General features: G+C 68.3%; 11 protein-coding genes. 10 read left to right on the top strand and 1 reads right to left on the bottom strand.

Annotated features, from left to right (window positions below; genetic code table 11):
• The first annotated feature begins 93 nt into the window (after positions 1-93).
• The 8 genes from J0A91_RS17545 (at position 94) to J0A91_RS17510 (ending at position 11964) form a co-directional block, all read left to right on the top strand.
• The gene (locus J0A91_RS17545; protein ID WP_069205974.1) at positions 94-2451 is read left to right on the top strand and encodes a sensor histidine kinase; all 2358 of its coding nucleotides are present in this window, start codon (positions 94-96) and stop codon (positions 2449-2451) included.
• Complete coding sequence (tsaE, locus tag J0A91_RS17540) at positions 2448-2894, top strand: tRNA (adenosine(37)-N6)-threonylcarbamoyltransferase complex ATPase subunit type 1 TsaE (RefSeq protein WP_069205973.1); 447 nt, start codon at positions 2448-2450, stop codon at positions 2892-2894. Before J0A91_RS17545 ends, tsaE begins: the two co-directional genes overlap by 4 nt.
• Positions 2891-3859, top strand: coding sequence for an aminoglycoside phosphotransferase family protein (locus tag J0A91_RS17535; RefSeq protein ID WP_083224746.1), 969 nt, complete (start codon positions 2891-2893; stop codon positions 3857-3859). Before tsaE ends, J0A91_RS17535 begins: the two co-directional genes overlap by 4 nt.
• The gene (locus J0A91_RS17530) at positions 3856-4617 is read left to right on the top strand and encodes a nucleotidyltransferase family protein (RefSeq protein WP_069205971.1); all 762 of its coding nucleotides are present in this window, start codon (positions 3856-3858) and stop codon (positions 4615-4617) included. Before J0A91_RS17535 ends, J0A91_RS17530 begins: the two co-directional genes overlap by 4 nt.
• 117 nt (positions 4618-4734) lie before the next feature.
• The gene (addB, locus tag J0A91_RS17525; protein ID WP_069205970.1) at positions 4735-7713 is read left to right on the top strand and encodes a double-strand break repair protein AddB; all 2979 of its coding nucleotides are present in this window, start codon (positions 4735-4737) and stop codon (positions 7711-7713) included.
• Positions 7697-11149: a double-strand break repair helicase AddA gene (addA, locus tag J0A91_RS17520; RefSeq protein ID WP_069205969.1), complete on the top strand. Its 3453-nt coding sequence runs from the start codon at positions 7697-7699 to the stop codon at positions 11147-11149. Before addB ends, addA begins: the two co-directional genes overlap by 17 nt.
• Positions 11150-11213: 64 nt before the next feature.
• The gene (gene trxA, locus J0A91_RS17515) at positions 11214-11537 is read left to right on the top strand and encodes a thioredoxin TrxA (protein WP_069205968.1); all 324 of its coding nucleotides are present in this window, start codon (positions 11214-11216) and stop codon (positions 11535-11537) included.
• A gap of 118 nt (positions 11538-11655) precedes the next feature.
• A complete protein-coding gene (locus J0A91_RS17510) occupies positions 11656-11964 on the top strand; it encodes a hypothetical protein (RefSeq protein ID WP_069205967.1) in 309 nt (102 codons plus the stop codon).
• A 36-nt stretch (positions 11965-12000) separates the two neighbouring features.
• On the opposite strand, the gene J0A91_RS17505 is transcribed toward J0A91_RS17510, so the two are convergent.
• Positions 12001-13104 carry an ISAs1 family transposase gene (locus J0A91_RS17505; protein ID WP_069203655.1) on the bottom strand — a complete coding sequence of 368 codons (1104 nt, stop codon included), beginning with the start codon at positions 13102-13104 and terminating at the stop codon, positions 12001-12003.
• A 261-nt stretch (positions 13105-13365) separates the two neighbouring features.
• On the opposite strand from J0A91_RS17505, the gene uvrC reads away from it, so the two are divergent.
• Together uvrC and J0A91_RS17495 are read left to right on the top strand one after the other, a co-directional pair.
• Positions 13366-15282 carry an excinuclease ABC subunit UvrC gene (gene uvrC, locus J0A91_RS17500; protein ID WP_069205966.1) on the top strand — a complete coding sequence of 639 codons (1917 nt, stop codon included), beginning with the start codon at positions 13366-13368 and terminating at the stop codon, positions 15280-15282.
• 74 nt (positions 15283-15356) lie between these two features.
• Positions 15357-18152, top strand: a complete 2796-nt coding sequence (locus J0A91_RS17495) for a DUF3857 domain-containing protein (protein WP_069205965.1) — start codon at positions 15357-15359, stop codon at positions 18150-18152.
• Positions 18153-18186: the final 34 nt, after the last annotated feature.

The following is an 18186-nucleotide window of genomic DNA, read 5'->3' as shown; positions in this document are numbered from 1 at the left end:
ATTCTCTAGCGCGGGCTTTGCCTTCGGTGGAGCACGCGCTAGGACCGGGCGGACGAGGACCACGGGTATGGCGCAAATCGACGAAAATCATCAATGAACGCGACGGGCGTACCGGAACTTGTGCTGTCTGGCGCGGTGCTCGCGATATTATTGATCGCGGCTTCGTGGACTCTCTATTTTGGCCTGCGCACCAGGCGCGAGGCCACTGCGTCCGTGGCGGATCAAGAGCGGCTTTCCGCACTTCTCCGAACCTCCCCCGCGTTGGCGGTGATCGTGCGCGCTGATGGGCGGCTCGATGCGCCCGACCAGCTTGGCGACTGGCTCGGGCTTGCCGCGGCGCCGCGCTATCTTGCTGATCTCGCCAGCGAGGCGGGGGGGCTTTCTCCGCGCGATGCCGATGCGCTCGCCGCCGAGATCGCGGCGGCGCAGAAGTCGGGGCGGCCGTTCAGCCGGTCGGTGCGGGCGATCGGGTCGTCGCGCGCGCTGATGATCCGCGGCGCCAAGGCGGCGAGTGAGTTGCGCGCGCCCGGCGGGGTCGTGCTGTGGGTGTTCGACGCGACCGACGACCTTGCCGAGATCGAGCGGCTGAGCGACGAGGTCGCCGCCGCGCACCGTGCTTTCGACGTGCTCACCGGGCTGATCCAGGCGGCGCCGATGCCGATGTGGTATCGCGGTGCCGACATGCGGCTGGCGATGGTCAACAGCCATTATGCCGATGCGGTCGATGCCGCCGATCCCGAGGATGCGGTCGGGCGCGGACTCGAACTGCTCGAGGGCGGCGGGCTGGGCGGGCCGCTCGCGGGGGCGGTCGCGGCGCGTGACAGCGATCGGTTGCAGGTCAAGGCGATGCCCGCGACGATCAAGGGCGAACGGAGGATGCTGCGCGTCTACGACGTGCCGATGCCCGATGGCGGCGTTGCCGGGTTCGCGGTCGATATCGAGGATCTCGAACAGGCGCGCGCCGCGATCAAGCGGCTCGGCGAAACCGAGCGCGCTACGCTCGACCGGCTTTCGGCCGGGGTCGCGCAATTCGGCGCCGATCGCGCGCTGAGCTTTTTCAACCAGCCGTTCCAGCGCATCTTCGGCATCGAAAGCGAGTGGCTGGCTGATTCGCCCGAGTTCGATCGCGTGCTGGAGCGGATGCGCGAGGGCAACCGCCTGCCCGAAGTGCGCGATTTCCCCGGCTGGAAGGCGGAGCGGCGCGCGTGGTTCGTCGCGACGGGCGGGGCCATCGAGGAGCAATGGCATTTGCCCGGCGGCGTGCACCTGCGTGTCGTCGCGCAGCCGCTGCCCGATGGCGGACTGTTGCTGATCTTCGAGGATCGCACCGAGCAGGTCCAGCTTGCGAGCGGGCTCGACACGCTGCTGCGCGTGCGTGCGGCGACGTTCGAGAATCTGTTCGAGGCGCTCGGCGTGTTTGCCGCCGATGGCCGGTTGCAGATCTGGAACAACAAGTTCCGCATGCTGTGGGATCTCGACGAGGCGTTCCTCGCCACGCACCCGCGCGTCGATGCGCTCGCCGAGAAAGCCGCGCCGAGGCTCGCCAATCCCGATCGCGCGGCGCTGATCGGCGAACTGGTGCGCGCCGCCACGGTCGAGCGCCAGCAGCGCGGCGGGCAGGTGCGCTTTGCCGACGGGCGCTATTTCGAGTTCGCGGCGGTGCCGCTGCCCGATGGCAACGGCCTGTTCACGATGCTCGACACCACCGATCGCCGCCGCATCGAGACGGCGTTGCGCGACCGCAACGAGGCGCTGGAGGCGGCCGACCGGGTGAAGACCTCGTTCGTCGCCAACATGAGCTACGAGCTGCGCACGCCGCTGACGTCGATCAGCGGTTTCGCCGAGATGCTGAGCGCGGGGTACGGCGGCAAGCTCAACGATACGGCGGGGAGCTATGTCGAGGCGATCCTCGAATCGGTGCAGCGGCTCGGCGCGCTGGTCGATGATGTGCTCGATCTCACGCAGAGCGATGGTCCCGAGCCGGCGGTGGTGCGCGAGGAGGTTGATCTGGTGCCGCTCGCGCGCGGCGCGGCGCGGGCGGTCGCGCCGCTGGTCGAGCGGCGCACGCTCGAGTTCGTGGTCGAGGTGATGCCCTCCGCCGGGATCGTGCGGGGCGATCCCAAGCGAATCCGGCAGGTGATCGAGCATTTGCTGCGCCATGCCGTTGTCGGCACGCCGCCGGGCGGGCGAATCCTGCTCCACGTCGATGGCGATTCGAGTGCGGCGCGGGTCGTCGTTTCGGACGACGGCGCGGGGATGACACCGCAAGCCGTGGCGCGTGCGTTCGACCGGTTCGCTGAGCCTGGCCTGACGCGCGACGGCGAGCGCGCGCTCGGGCTGGGCCTGCCGCTCGCCAAGCAGTTCGTCGAGGCGCATGGCGGGACGATCGAATTGATGTCTGAGCCGGGCGAGGGCACCGCGATCACCGTGCTGCTGCCGCGCAACCGATGACGCTCGATCTTCCCGATGAAGCCGCCAGCGCCGTGTTCGGCGCGCGCCTCGCCGCGCTGGTGCGGCCGGGCGATGTCATCACGCTGACCGGATCGCTCGGCGCGGGCAAGACCAGCATCGCGCGCGGGCTGCTCGCCGCGCTGGGGCTGGAGGGGGAGGCGCCGTCGCCAAGCTTCGCGATCGTTCAGCCGTATGCGCCGCCGGAAACCGTGTTGCCGGTGCTTCACGTTGATCTCTACCGGATCGAACACAGCGACGAGATCGAGGAACTCGGGCTCGACGAGGCGGCGGCGGAGTCGCTGCTGATCGTCGAATGGCCCGACCGCGCACCGGGCGCATGGCCCGACGCACTGGCGCTCACGCTCGATTTCACGCCCGACGGCGGCCGCCGCTTGACAGCGCAGGTGCCGGCGGCATGGAGAGCGCGATGGCCTTTCCCATGATTCCACCGCCGCAAGCGCGCGATTTCCTCACCGCGCTTGGCTGGGGTGATGCCGAAATCCTGCCACTCGCGGGGGACGCTTCGTTTCGCCGCTATTTCCGCATCGTCGCGCCGAACCGGCGCGCGGTGCTGATGGACGCGCCGCCGCCGCAGGAAGACCCGCGCCCGTTCATCGCCATCGCCGGCTGGCTCGCTAAGCGCGGTTTTCGGGCGCCGGCGATCCTCGGCAGCGATCTGGTGCATGGCCTCGTGTTGCTGGAGGATTTCGGCGACGACCGGCTGTGCGAGGCCGCCGATGCCGAGCCGGAGCGCCAGATGGCGCTGTACGGCGCGGCGATCGACATCCTCGTCGATCTGCACAAACACGATGCGGGCGACGTGCCGGCTTACGATCGCGCGGTGCTTCACCGCGAGGTCAACCTGCTTCCCGAATGGTATTGCCCAGCGGTCGGCATCGAACCGGATCTCGCCGGCTATGCCGCCGCGTGGGACGCGGTGTTCGACGCTGCGCTCGCCGGCCCGCGCGTGACCGTGCTTCGCGATTACCATGCCGAAAATTTGATGCTGCTCGAAGACGGCAGCTTCGGCCTGCTCGATTTCCAGGATGCGCTCGCCGGCCACCCGGCCTATGATCTCGTCTCGCTGCTCCAGGATGCGCGGCGCGACGTTCCGGTCGAGATCGAGGCCGCGATGCTGGCGCGCTACCATGATGAAACCGGCGCGGGCGATGCGTTCGACACCGCCTATCGCGTGCTCGGCGCGCAGCGCAACGCCAAGATCGTCGGCATCTTCACCCGGCTGTGGCAGCGCGACGGCAAGCCGCGCTATGCCGCGCTGTGCCCGCGCGTGTGGGGCTATCTCGAACGCGATCTCGCGCACCCCGATCTTGCGCCGGTTGCGGCGTGGTTCGATGCCAACATCCCGCCCGCGCTGCGCGGCGATCCTATGCAGGTGACGCAGGCATGACCGCCAAGAAGACGCTCGCGCTGCGCCCGGTGCCCGATGCGCGCGTGCCCGAGACCGCGATGGTGATGGCGGCAGGGCTGGGCAAACGGATGCGGCCCTTGACCGCCACGCGCCCCAAGCCGCTGATCGAGGTCGCGGGCAAGCCGCTGATCGATCATGTGCTCGACCGGCTGCGCTCGGCGGGGGTCAAGCGTGCGATCGTCAACGTGCACTACCTCGCCGATGCGCTCGAGGCGCATTTGCGCAACCGCGTGAAGGGTATCGAGGTCGTCGTCTCGGACGAGCGCGCGCGGTTGATGGAGACGGGCGGGGGCATCGTCCAGGCGCGCGACCTGATCGGCGACGCGCCGTTCGTGGTGGTCAACAGCGACAATCTGTGGGTCGACGGGCCGAGCGATGCGATCCGCCTGCTCGCCGCGCAATGGGACGATGCGCGGATGGACGCGCTGCTGCTGATGGTGCCGCTGGCGCGCGCGAACAACCATGTCGGGCAAGGCGACTTCCGGCTGGCGCCCGATGGCCGCATCACCGGCTGGCGCACGCCCGGCAAGCCGGCACCGTTCGTCTATACCGGCGTGCAGATCCTGTCGCCGCGTGTGATCCGCGACTGGCCGGAAGGGGCGTTCTCGACGCGGCTGTTCTGGGAGCGCGCGATCGAGGAGGGCCGTGCTTACGGCATGGTGCATCAGGGGCTGTGGTTCGACGTCGGCTCGCCGGCTGCGATCGGCAAGACCGAGGCGATCCTCGCCGATGGCTGAAGCCGATCGGCGTTTCTCTTCGTCCCGGCGAAAGCACGTCGGAGCCGCTTGCGATCGAACGGGTTTTGAGAGTGGTGTGATCGAACGTCGATCTAAGGTCACTTGGCGGACGGTCGGATGACCAGCTCCGGCAAACCCCAGCTCTACACGATCCCGGCGCATCGCGCGTTCGCCGACTCGCTGGCGGCGGGGCTGATCCGGCGGTTCGGCGAGCAACCGCTCGGCCTCGCGCGCGGGCTGGTGCTGCTGCCCAACAACCGTGCCAAGCGCGCCGTCACCGACGCTTTCGTGCGCGCGAGCGGCGGCGGGCTGCTGTTGCCGCGCCTCGTCGCGCTGGGCGATCCGGCGCTCGATGAGGCGGCGGGCGCGGCGCTCGACCCTGCCGACGAGGCCGATCCGGTGCCGCCGGCGGTGGCGCCGATGCAGCGCCGGCTGATCCTCGCGCGGCTGGTCGCGGCGGCACGCGAGCGCGCTGGCCAGCCAACCGACGCGGCCGAGGCGGTGCGGCTGGCGGGCGATCTCGCGCGGACGCTCGATCAACTGCTGGTCGAGGAGGTGCCGCCGCAGCGCCTGCGCGAGATCGATCTCGGCGAAGAGCTTTCCACGCACTGGCACCGCGCGCTCGATCTGTTCGGACTGGTGCTCGATCGCTGGCCCGCCGAACTGGCGCGGCTCGGCTGTATCGATCTCGCCGACCGGCGCGCGCGGCTGCTGCGGCGGCTGGCGGTGCGCTGGAAAGATGCGCCGCCGGCGGGCTTCGTCTGCGCGGCCGGCGTCACCGACACCGCGCCCGCCGTCGCCGCACTGCTGCGGCGGGTGGCGATGCTGGAGCGCGGCATGGTCGTGTTCGCGGATCTTGCGACCGCGATGGACGAGCCGGAGTGGCAGGCGCTCGGACCGCATGCGCCCGATCCCGTCACCGGCATCATCAGGCGCTCGATCGAGACTCACCCGCAATTCCACCTCAAGCTGCTGCTCGACCGGATGGGGTTCAACCGCGCCGAGGTGTCGGTGTGGCGCGGCGGCAGCGAGTTCGATGCGACGGTGGCGCGCGGCAAGGCGATCGCCAGCGCGCTCGCGCCGGCCGATTTCACGGGCAAGTGGACCGACCTTCCTGCCGCCGAACGTCGCCTCGCCGGCATCGAGGCCGCGGAACTCGCCACCCCCGGCGAGGAAGCGCAGGCGATCGCGCTGGCCCTGCGGCAGGCGCTGGAAACGCCCGAACGGACGGCGGCGCTGGTGACACCCGATCGCGCGCTGGCGCGGCGGGTGGCGGCGCATTGCAAACGCTGGGGAATCGATATCGACGACACGGCCGGGCGGCCGCTGTCGATCCTGCCGTCGGGAACCTTGCTGTTGGCGCTCGCCGATGCCGCCGCGCAGCGCTTCGCGCCGCTCGCGCTGCTGACCTTGCTCAAGCATCCGTTGGTGTGCGCGGGCGAGGGGCGGCGCGGCTGGCTGGAGGGCGCGCGGAAGCTCGATCGGGTGCTGCGCGGGCCGCGCCCGGCGGCGGGGCTGGCCGGCGTCGACTCGCATCTCGCCGATGCTCCAAAGCGCGAGGCGGCGCGGCGCGCGGCTGCGGCGGTGTGGTGGCCGGAGGCGCGCGCGCTGCTCGCGCCGCTGGAGGCGGTGTTCGAAGCCGGTGCGCAACCGCTCGGCACGCTGGTTGCCGCGCTGCGCGAGACCGCGCAGGCCCTGTGCGGTGACACGCTGTGGAGCGGCCCCGCCGGCCGTGCCGCGTCCGATTTCCTCGCGGATATAGAGGCGCGCGCCGACGAAGGCCCGGCGCTGGTCGATCCCGATTCGCTCGCCGCTTTGCTGCGCACGCTGATGGACGAGATCGCGGTGCGGCCTCAGCAGCACGGGCATCCGCGCCTCGCGATCTACGGCCTGATCGAAGCGCGGCTCCAGACCGCCGATCTGATGATCCTCGGCGGCCTCAACGAAGGCGTGTGGCCGGGCCAGCCCGCGCCCGACCCGTGGCTCGCACCGCGCATCCGCATCGCGATCGGGCTGCCGGGGCAGGATCGCGCGATCGGCATGGCCGCGCATGATTTCGCCAGCGCGCTGGGCGCGCCGAACGCGCTCATCACGCGGGCGCGGCGCGATGCCACGCAGCCGGCGATCGCATCGCGCTTCTGGCTGCGGTTGCAGGCGCTTGCCGGCGAGCCATGGGCGCGGGGCCGCGCGCTGCCGCTCGAACGCTGGACGCGGGCGCTCGACGACCCGGGCGTTCACGAACCGGCCGATCAGCCGGCGCCATCGCCCGAGGCGACGCTGCGGCCCAAGCAGATCGCCGTCACCGATGTCGATCGGCTCAAGGCCGACCCGTTCGCTTTCTACGCACGCCAGATCCTGCGGCTTTCCCCGCTCGATCCGGTCGATGCCGATCCGAGCGCGGCATGGCGCGGCACCGCCGTTCACGCGATTCTGGAGGAATGGGCGCGCGAGGACGATTGCCATCCCGACAAGCTCCACGACCGCGCGCGTGCGATGCTGGCGGACGAACGCACCCATCCGATGATGCGCGCTTTGTGGCAGCCGCGACTGATGCAGGCGATCGACTGGATCGCGCGCACGATCGCGACACAGGCCGAGGAGGGCCGTGAAGTAATCGCGGTCGAGCGCAAGGGCAGCATCGATTTCGCCGGGGTGACGCTGGGCGGCACGTTCGACAGGCTCGACCGGCTCGCCGACGGCAGCCTCGTCGTGATCGACTACAAGACCGGCATGCCGCCATCGCCCGCCGCCGTGCGCGCGGGGTTCAGCCTGCAACTCGGGCTGCTCGGGCTGATCGCCGAGCGCGGCGGGTATGCGGGGATCGTGGGCCAGGCGCGCGGTTTCGAATATTGGTCGCTCGGCAAGCGCAACGACCAGTTCGGCTATGTCACCTCGCCGGTCGATCCCGCCGGCAAGAACGACAAGGTCTTGCCGGAAGCGTTCACCACGCTCGCCGCGCACCATTTCAGCGAGGCGGTCGGCCGCTGGCTGACCGGGGGCGAGGCGTTCACCGCCAAGCTTCACCCCGAATTCGCGCCCTATAGCGAGTATGACCAGTTGATGCGCCGCGACGAATGGTATGGCCGTGAGCGATAGCGGCACGACATCGCTGCCACCGCTCAAGCACGATCAGGCGCGTGCGAGCGCGCCCGACGGGCATGTCTGGCTGTCCGCCTCGGCGGGGACGGGCAAGACGCAGGTGCTGACCGCGCGAGTCTATCGGCTGCTGCTGCGCGGGGTCGATCCGTCGGCGATCCTGTGCCTCACCTTCACCAAGGCGGGGGCGGCCGAGATGGCGGGGCGGATCGGCGCGCGGCTGGCGGCGTGGGTGCGGATGCCCGAGCCGCAACTCGTCGCCGATCTCGACGCGCTCGGTGAGGATGCGACGCCCGAGTTGCGCCAGCGCGCGCGCACTTTGTTCGCCAAGGTGCTCGATGCGCGCGGCGGCGGCATCCGCATCCAGACGATCCACGGCTTCTGCCAGAGCCTGCTCGCCGCCTTCCCGGTCGAGGCGGGGCTGGCGCCCGGCTTCCGCCCGATCGAGGCGCGCGAGGAAGCGGTGCTCGCGCGCGAAGCGCTCGCCGAACTGCTGGTCGATGCCGATCGCGAGGGTCGCGCCCGCCCGGTCGAGGCGGTCGGCGCGCTGAGCGTTCGGCTCGGCGAGGGTGAGGCTGAGAAGTTCCTGATCGCCTGCGCACGCGCGCCCAAGGCAATGGCGGCGCTGCCGATGGGCGGCGAGGGTGTGCGGGCGTTCGTGCGGCGCCAGCTCGATCTGCCGATGGGTGAGATCGAGGCGGCGATCGTCGCGGGGTGCAGCGACGACGAATTCGACTGTGACGCGGTCGCGCGGCTCGCCGTCGCCAACCGCGCGTGGGGCACCGCGACCGGCGGCAACCACGCCGACATCGCCGAATGCTGGATCGAGGCCGACCCGGAGATGCGCGCGCGGATGCTGGTCGATCTCGTCACCGTGCCGTTCACGACCAAGGGCGAGCCGCGCAAATATTCGAAGAAGCTGATCGACGCGGACTTCGACTATGCCGATCTTGCGCAGTCGGTCGGCGACGCGGCGAGCGCCCTGCTGTCGATGCGCCACCGCGCCGTATATGCCGATCTGCTCGCCGATGCGCTCGATGTCGGGCGCGACTATGCCGCCGCCTATGTGCGCGCGAAACGCCGGCTTGGGGCGGTCGATTTCGACGATCTCATCACCGCGACGATCGATCTGCTGGGTCAGCCCGGTATCGGCGAATGGGTGCGCTTCAAGCTCGACCGTGAGACGTCGCACATCCTGATCGACGAGGCGCAGGACACCAACCCCGAGCAATGGGCGATCATCGGCGCGCTCGCCGACGAATTCTTCGCGGGCGAGGGCGCGCATGGCGGCGAGACGCGCACGCTCTTCACCGTCGGCGATTTCAAACAGGCGATCTTCGGGTTTCAGGGCACCGATCCGGCGTTCTTCGCGGCGGCGGAGGATCGCTTCGGCAAGCTCGCGCGCGGGGCGTGGGACGCCGAGGAAGAATTGCGCAAGCTCGGCCATCCGACCGCAGCCGGCGCGTGGAACCGGCTGTCGCTGACCCAGTCGTTCCGCTCGACCCGGCCCGTGCTGGAGTTCGTCGATGCGACGATGGCGGTGCTGCCCGAACCGGGGCTGGGCGCGGTCGCGGTGCTCGAACGTCACGCCAGCGAGGTGCCTGGCCCGGGCACCGTCACGCTCTGGCCGCTGATCGTCGCGGGCGGCAGCGAGGAGGACGAGGAAGGCTGGATCGCGGATTCGACGCGCGAACTCGCCCGGCGGATCGCACGCACGATCAAGGGCTGGATCGGCACGCTGATGCTGGAGAGCAAGGGCCGCGTGCTCGAACCGCAGGATGTGATGATCCTCGTCAAGCGGCGCGGCGATCTCGCCTCGCTGATCGTCGCGCGGCTGTATGCGGAGGGTGTGCCCGTCGCGGGCGTCGATCGCTTGCGGCTCAACGCGCCGCTGAGCGTTCAGGATCTGCTCGCCGCGATCCGCTTCGTGCTTCAGCCCGAGGATGATCTGTCGCTGGCGTCGCTGTTGGTCTCGCCGCTGATCGGCTGGACTCAGGAGCGGCTGATGGCGGCGGCGCCGCGCGGTTCGGGCAGCCTGTGGCGGCATCTCGAACGCACGATCGGCGACGATCTCGGCGCTTTGCGCGCGATGCTCGATCGGGCTGATATCGCCACGCCGTATCAGTTCCTCGAAGAATTGCTGTCGGGGCCGCTCGGCGGGCGGCGCGCGCTGCTGCGGCGGCTCGGGCAGGAGGCGCGCGATCCGATCGAGGAATTGCTCACCGCCGCGCTCCAGTTCGAGACTCAGGGCACGCCGTCGCTGCAACGTTTCCTCGACTGGTTCGATCGCGGCGAGGTTGAGATCAAGCGCGATCCCTCGGCGCCGCTCGATGCGGTGCGGGTGATGACCGCGCATGGCGCCAAGGGGCTGCAGGCGCCGCTGGTGATCCTCGCCGATGCGGCGGTCGATCCCACCAGATCGCCGCGCACCACGCTCAAATGGCCGGTCGACGAGATTCAAGCCACGCTGCCGATCTTCCGCCCGCGCAAGGAGGAGGCCGGGCCGCTTGCCGAGATCGCCGAGGCGACCGCGCGGCGTGAACTGGAGGAGCATTGGCGGCTGTTCTACGTCGCCGCGACCCGCGCCGAGGAGCGGCTGGTGATCGCCGGTTCGCTCGGCCCGCTCGCCAAGGGCGAGCCGCCACCGGCGAGCTGGTACGCCGCCGCCGATCTGGCGATGACCGACCTAGGCGTCGCGCGCGCGGCTGACGGGACGCGCAGCTTCACCGGCAGCGTCGATCTGAAGCCGGTCAAGCGGCGCGACACGGGTGCGGCGATGGCTGAGGCACCTGCGCCGGTGCCGGACTGGGCGCATCAGCCCGCGCCGCAAGAGGCGCGCCCGCCGCGTCCGCTCTCACCCTCGTCGCTCGGGGACGATGCGGTCGCCGATCCGCCGCCGACCCCGCTGATGCGCGAAGCCGCCGAGCGCGGCCGGCTGATCCATGCGCTGTTCGAGCGCCTGCCGCCGATCGCGCCCGAGGCGCGCGCCGCCGCCGCCGATCGCTGGCTGGCGGGGGCGGGGGGCGTCGGGGCGGCAGATGCTCGCGCGGAGATATCGGGAACGGTGCTGGCGATCCTCGACGATCCCCGCTTCGCCGCTTTGTTCGGCCCCGATGCGCTTGCCGAAGCGCCGATCGCGGCGGTGATCGGCGACGGCGTGGTGGTGTCGGGCACGGTCGACCGGCTGCTGGTGACGCCCGACGCGATCATCGTTGTCGATTTCAAGACCGGCCGGCGCGCGCCCGCGTCGCTCGAAGAGGTGCCGCCGTATCACGTCCGGCAGATGGCGGCCTATGTCGAGGCGCTCGGCGTGATCTTCCCCGGCCGGTCGATCGAGGCGGCTCTGCTCTACACCGGCGCGCCGGCGCTGTTCACGCTTCCGCCCGCGCTGCTCGCCGCGCACAAGCCGGGCTTTGTGACCAAGCAGCAAAGCTAGGCGGAAGCGGCTTGAGCCGGGGGGGCGGCCACCCTACGTTACCGCTCGTACAAGGAGACACCAGATGGCCACCAAGCAGATCACCGATTCGAGCTTCGATACCGATGTCCTCAAGGCCGACGGCCCCGTGCTGGTCGATTTCTGGGCGGAATGGTGCGGGCCGTGCAAGATGATCGGGCCGAGCCTCGAAGAGATTTCCGAGGAACTCGGCGAGCAGGTGACGATCACCAAGCTCAACATCGACGAGAATCCGGATGCGCCGGGCAAGTACGGCGTGCGCGGTATCCCGACGATGATCCTGTTCAAGAACGGCGTGCCAGCCGCCACCAAGGTCGGCGCCGAGCCCAAGGGTCGGCTGAAGGCGTGGCTCGAAGGCGAACTGGCCTAAGCTTCGTCGCCGCCGGACGGGTTCGCGGGCCCGTTCGGCGGCGCTGCATTTGGAACGACACAATCCGCAGTTACGCTCTGCCGACCGGCGATTCGCCGCCGACCGCGAGAGGTACTCCATGAAATTCGCCGCCCTTCTGCTTGCCACCATCGCCGCGCCCGTGCTTGCGCAGGCCCCGGCCGCCGTTCCGGCAGCGCCCGCCGCCATACCCGCCGCGAAATTCACGCTCGACACGCCGGTCGAGACGATCGCCGCCGATCCGGCTGGCAAAGCGGTGCTCAATGCCGATATTCCGGGCCTGCTCGTGCATCCGATGTACGAGAGCTTCAAGAGTATGGGGCTGCTCGACCTGCAGGGCATGTCCCAGGGCAAGCTGACCGACGCGATGCTGGCCAAGGCCAAGGCGGACCTCGCCGCGATCAAATAGGCTGACCAAGGGTTTCTCCCCTCCCTGGAAGCAGGGCTATCGCATTTGGCGGAGGAGGGTTGCGAGGTAGTGGTCATCCCATCCGGCGCGTTTGATTTTGGCGCGGATGGAAAGCTTTCTTGGATCGTGCTGGAGAAGGTTGAGGGCGAGCCTTCGCAGGAGGGCGAGGTTTTCGGCGCAGTGATCGGATCGGGTGTGGATGCGATCTTCGCCGAAGGCGACATCGAGCAGCCAGTGTTGCTGATTCTCGATCGTCCAGTGTGCCCTGATCACCCGAAGCGCCTCGCGCGGCGGCAGGAAGCGGGAGAGGATGGCATAGCGGGTGTCGGTTTGCTCCTCGCCTTTGACGCGGCGCAGACTGTCGATCCGCACGATGGCGCCCAGACCCTCGAAGCCATATCGATCGGCCCAGTCGGCGGGCGCGGGGACGACCCATGCCCGCCGCTCTTCGTATCTGCCATGCGCGGTCTCGCTGGTGCTGGCAGCCTGTGCGGCGTCGGGATCGGCGAGCAGATCCCGGATCGCGGCGTGCAGCGGTCCGCGATTGCCTTTGATGATCAGAGCATAGTCGCCACCGCGCGCCCGTATCGCCGAGACCGTCCGGCGGCTGGCATGCAGCGCATCGGCGGTAACCGTACAGCCGGTCAGGTCGAGCAGGGCGATGATCTCGCGGGCCGCGGTGACTTCGCTGCGATTATGCGCGCGGCACTGGCTCAGCACCAGCCGATGATCGGCCGCCCAGGCGCTCACCAGATGCAAAGGCATGGTGCGGCGCGCGCTATCGACGGCCCCCCGCAACGACTTGCCGTCGATGGCAATGATTGGCCCGGCGATCCCCTGGCGCTCCAGCGTTGCGGCAAAAGCACTGACGAAGCGCTGAAACGCCCGCTCGAACGACGGCGGATCGAGCGTGCGAAAGACCCGGCTGAACGTGTCGTGGCTCGGCGTTCCATGATCCAGCTTCAGGAACTGGCCAAGACAGTCCCGCTTCGCCTCGCCGAACTCGGCGATATCGACGCATGTCTCGGCCCCACACAGCAGCGCGGCGAACGCGATCAGCAAGATATCCGGCAAAGCATGGCTGCTGTTCGAACGTCGTGGGTCCGGCACGACATCGAACACCTCACGGAACCCGCGCATACCAATCTCCCCGGCAACCCAGGAGAGACTACAGAATCCAATCTATCAAACTTGGATAGCCCTCTCATCGCCAAATGCGATTCCCCTGCCCTGGAAGGGAGGGGCCGGGGGTGGGTCGGGTAATGACGCACGGCAGCGCTTGCCCCACGCCAACCCACCCCCAACCCCTCCCTTCCAGGGAGGGGAGACATCAGGGAGGGGAGATATGAGCGTTCGACGCCGCTGGTCTCGAGCCTCTCGAGTCCCTAGATCAGCGCGACCATGTCCGTGCCCAACGCTCCCGATCGCTTCAACGAAGAGAAATCGACCTACACCGTTCGCGGTTCCGATACGCCCGATCTCGAAGCGGGCGTAGCCGCGATCCGCAACGTGTTGAAAACGCTGCCAGTCCGCCCCGGCGTGTACCGCATGCAGGATGCGCGCGGCGACGTGCTGTATGTCGGCAAGGCCAAGGCGCTCAAGAACCGCGTCACCAATTACACGCAGATCGACCGGCTCTCGAAGCGGCTCCAGCGGATGGTCGCGCAGACCCGGTCGATGACGATCGTCACCACCAACAACGAGGCCGAGGCGCTGCTGCTCGAGGCGCAGCTCATCAAGCGCTACCGGCCCGCCTACAACGTGCTGCTGCGCGATGACAAATCGTTCCCGTTCATCCTGTTACGCGCGGATCATGACTATCCGCGCATCCAGAAGCATCGCGGCGCACGCAAGATCAAAGGCGATTATTACGGCCCGTTCGCCAGCGCCGGATCGGTCAACACCACGCTCAACGCGCTCCAGAAGCTGTTCCTGCTGCGCTCCTGCACCGACAGTTTCTTCAAGACGCGCGACCGGCCCTGCCTGCTCTATCAGATCAAGCGCTGTTCGGCGCCCTGCGTCGAGCGGATCGCGCGCGAGCCGTATCTGGAGCTGGTCGCGGACGCCAAGGCGTTCCTGGCCGGCAAATCGACCGAGGTTCAGGCCAAGCTCGGCAAGCAGATGGAAGCGGCAGCCGAAGCGATGGACTTTGAACTCGCCGCGATCCTGCGCGACCGGCTGCGCGCGCTCACCTTCATTCAGGGCAGTCAGGCGATCAACGCGGAAGGGGTCGGCGATGCCGACATCTTCGCGATGGCGTGCAAGCAGGGTGTGATCGGCATCCAGGCGTTCTTCATCCGTGGCGGGCAGAATTGGGGCCACCGGAGCTTCTTCCCAGCGCACACCGCCGACGTGCCCGAGGATGAGGTGCTGACCAGCTTCCTCACCCAATTCTATGAGGAAGTGCCGCCCGCGAAGACCGTGTTTATCGACCGCGAGTTGCCGGAGGCCGCCTTGCTGGCGGAGGTGATGAGCACGCAAGCGGGCCGCAAGGTCGAACTGTCGGTGCCCCAACGCGGCACGCGGCGGCGGCTGCTCGATCAGGCCACGCGCAACGCCGAGGAAGCGCTCGACCGCCGCCTCGCCGAAAGCACGACTCAAGCGAAGCTGCTACGCGAGGTCGCCGAACTGTTCGGGCTGGGCGAACCGCCCGACCGGATCGAGATCTACGATAACAGTCACATCCAAGGCACCGCCGCGCTCGGCGCGATGGTGGTCGCCGGGCCGGAGGGGTTCCGCAAGGGCCAGTATCGCAAGTTCAACATCAAGACGGCCGCGACCAACGACGATTTCGCGATGATGCGCGAGGTGTTCCAGCGCCGCTTCGCCCGTGCGCAGAACGAAGACCCCGATCGCGATTCGGGCGACTGGCCCGATCTGGTGCTGATCGACGGCGGGCGCGGGCAGCTCAACGCGGTGAAGGAAGTGCTGGAGGACATGGGCATCGAGGATGTTTGCCTCGTCGGCATCGCCAAGGGGCCGCACCACGGCCGCGACGGGCGCGAGGTGTTCCACATGCTCGACGGGCGCGAGTTCCAGTTGCCGGTCAACGCGCCGGTTTTGTTCTACCTCCAGCGGCTCCGCGACGAAGTCCACCGCTTCGCGATCGGCGCGCACCGCGACAAGCGCAGCAAGGCGATCGGCGCCAGCCCGCTCGACGAGGTGCCCGGCATCGGCCCGGCGCGCAAGAAGGCGCTGCTGATGCATTTCGGCACGGCACGGGCTGTGCGCGGGGCGAGCCTGGAGGATTTGCAGAAGGCGCCGGGGGTTTCGCAGGCGGTGGCGCAGCAGGTGTATGATTTCTTCCACGTTAATTGACGGAATTTGCACCGAACCACACTTGTCGGGCGCGTGGGGCGCGCTACCATCGGCGTATATTTCGGGGGCACATCATGATCCGTCGGCTTGTTTTCGTGGCGTTGGCCTCGATCAGCGGAGTCGCTCACGCGGGCGACAAGCCGCTTTACGCACCGGTGCCCGATTGGGTGAAGCCGGGGCCGGCAATCGATGCGAGTGCGATCAAGGACGGAGACCCGGTCTTACTGTCGATCGATACGCAGCAACGCATGAAGGACGGTCAAGTCTGGGGCTATGTTGAGTCCGTCACGCGTGCCGCTTCCCAGCAGGTGCTCGACACGATCGGAACGATCAAGCTGCCGTGGTCGCCCGAAAAGGGCGATTTGATCGTCCACAAGATCGAGATCGTGCGCGGAACCGAGCATATCGATTTGCTCGCGAGCGGTAATAAATTCTCGGTGCTGCGGCGCGAGGAGGGGCTGGAGCAGCGTGTGCTCAACGGCATCCTGACCGCGACGATGCCGGTGGAGGGCCTTCGCGTCGGCGATATCCTGCACATCGCGGTGTCGATCACGCAGAAGGACGGGACGCTTGGCGGCAACATGCAGACGATTAGTGGCGTTGTGTCCGATCCGTTCCGCATCCAGTTCGCGCGCATACGGCTGCTTTGGCCGGCGGGTGACAAGGTGGCCTGGAAGACCAATGCGACCGGCGTAGCCCCGCAGATCACCGACGCGAACGGCTATCATCAGGTCGAAATCCGGATGCCGCTCGCCAAACAGGCTGACATGCCCAACGACGCGCCGTTGCGCTATCGCGCGCCGAAACTGATCGAGGCCTCCAGCTTCGCCGATTGGGCGGCGGTTTCGAAGACGATGGCGCCGCTATATCGAACCGAGGGGCTGATCGCACCAGGCACGCCGCTCGCTGCCGAGGTCGCTCGAATCAAGGCGGCGGAGACCGATCCGCTCCGGCGCGCCGAACTCGCGCTTGAACTGGTGCAAGGCAAGGTGCGCTATTTGTTCAAGGGTATGGACGGCGGCAACTACGTACCGCAGGCGCCTGCGGACACATGGTCGTCGCGCTACGGCGATTGCAAGGCGAAGACGCTTCTGCTGCTCGCCTTGCTGCGCGAATTCGGCATCACCGCCGAGCCGATCCTTGCGAACAGCCAGCTTGGCGACATGGTGCCCGACCATCTCCCGCTGCCGGGCGCGTTCGATCACGTCCTGGTTCATGCGACGATCGGCGATGACCAACTCTGGCTGGACGGGACGAGCAGCGGCGCACGGCTCGTCGATATTCACGATACGCCGCCGTTCGGTTGGGTGCTGCCGGTGCGGCCCGAGGGCGCTGCGCTGCTGAAGATCGCGTATCATCCTGCGGCACGTCCCGATATCCGAGTCGATCTCGCACTCGACGAGCGAACCGGGGTGGGGATGCCGGCGCCGTTCAAGATCGCGGCTGTCTATCGCGGCCCGATTGCTCAGGTGATCCACGCCGCCGCGCAACAAGCGAGTAAGGATGATCTCGACACCTTCACCGCGCAGCAGCTCGGCGGCTTTTACGGCAGCGGCAAGATCGTCACGCGCGCGTTGAACTATGACGAGGCGACTGGCGAAGTGTCTTTGAGCGCCACCGGTATTGCCTATCCCGACTGGAAGCGGGAGGAGCAACGCTATCGCGTGACTCTCGACAAAAGCGTCAGCTCGATCACCTTCGCTCCCGATCGGGCGCGTCAGGCCTGGCGCGATATTCCGGTACTGGCGGGCACCGACGGCAACCTGCTGTCGCGCACCACCATCACATTGCCCGATCAGGGCGCCGGTTTCACGCTCGACGGCGACCAGACGTTGGCCACCACGCTGGCTGGATTGCGGATCGACCGCACCTCGACCCTTGCCGGCGAAACGTTGACGATCGAGGACAAGGTGCGCGGCACCCGTGCCGAAATCGCGGTCGCCGATATCGCATCGGCGCGCGCGAGCGTCACAACGGCGAAATCGCATCTGCTCCGTGTCCAGGCGCCGACCGCGTATCCGGCACAATGGCAGGTGGTCGAGGCGGGCAAGCGCAATCACCGCTTCGATGCGGTGCTGGCGCTGTACCAGGCCGACATCGCCGCGCGGCCCGACAAGGCGGAGGCGCTGACCGATCTCGCATGGTTCCATGAAAGGATGTACCAGCGACGCGAGGCGATTGCCGATCTCACCAAGGCGATCGCGCTCGATCGCACGGCGGACAGCTATACGTGGCGCGGTCGGCTTCAATCCGAGCTGGGCGATCGCGCGGCGGCCGTCGCGGATCTCACCGAGGCCCTGAAACTTGATCCCGGCTCGACGGACGCCGCCGATGCCATGGCGCGCATCGTCGCGGCGCGCGGGGACACGGACGCGGCCGTCACGCTTCTTGACGAGCGGATCGGGGCTGGCGGCGAGAAGAAGAACGATTTTCTCGCCACCAAGGCGGAGGTGCTGGCGCGCGGCGGACGAAAGGACGATGCAATCAGCGCGATTGACCAGGCCGTCGCGGCCAGCCCCGGCAATCCCAACATCCTCAATGCCCGCTGCTGGGTGAAAGGCATCCTCAACACCGCGCTAGACACCGCGCTCAAGGATTGCACGCGCGCGATCGAACTGGGCGATTCCGCGACGGCGGCGCTCGACAGCCGGGCGATGATCTATTTTCGGCTCAGCCAGTTCGACAACGCTCTCGCCGATCTCGATGCGGCGCTCGATCTCGATCCGACGCTGGCGCCCAGCCTGTTCATGCGCGGGGTGGTTCACAAACGGATGGGCGATACGAAAGGCAGCCAGTCCGATCTTGCAGCGGCGCGCATGATATTGCCGACTGTCGAGCAGGATTACGCGAAGCTTGGAATCGCGCCGTAGTCGGCAGGGTTATGTGATGCCGCTTTGCGCGGGT

The organism is Sphingomonas panacis (assembly GCF_001717955.1).
GTDB lineage: Bacteria > Pseudomonadota > Alphaproteobacteria > Sphingomonadales > Sphingomonadaceae > Sphingomonas > Sphingomonas panacis.
This window is presented reverse-complemented; position numbering and strand designations above follow the sequence as displayed.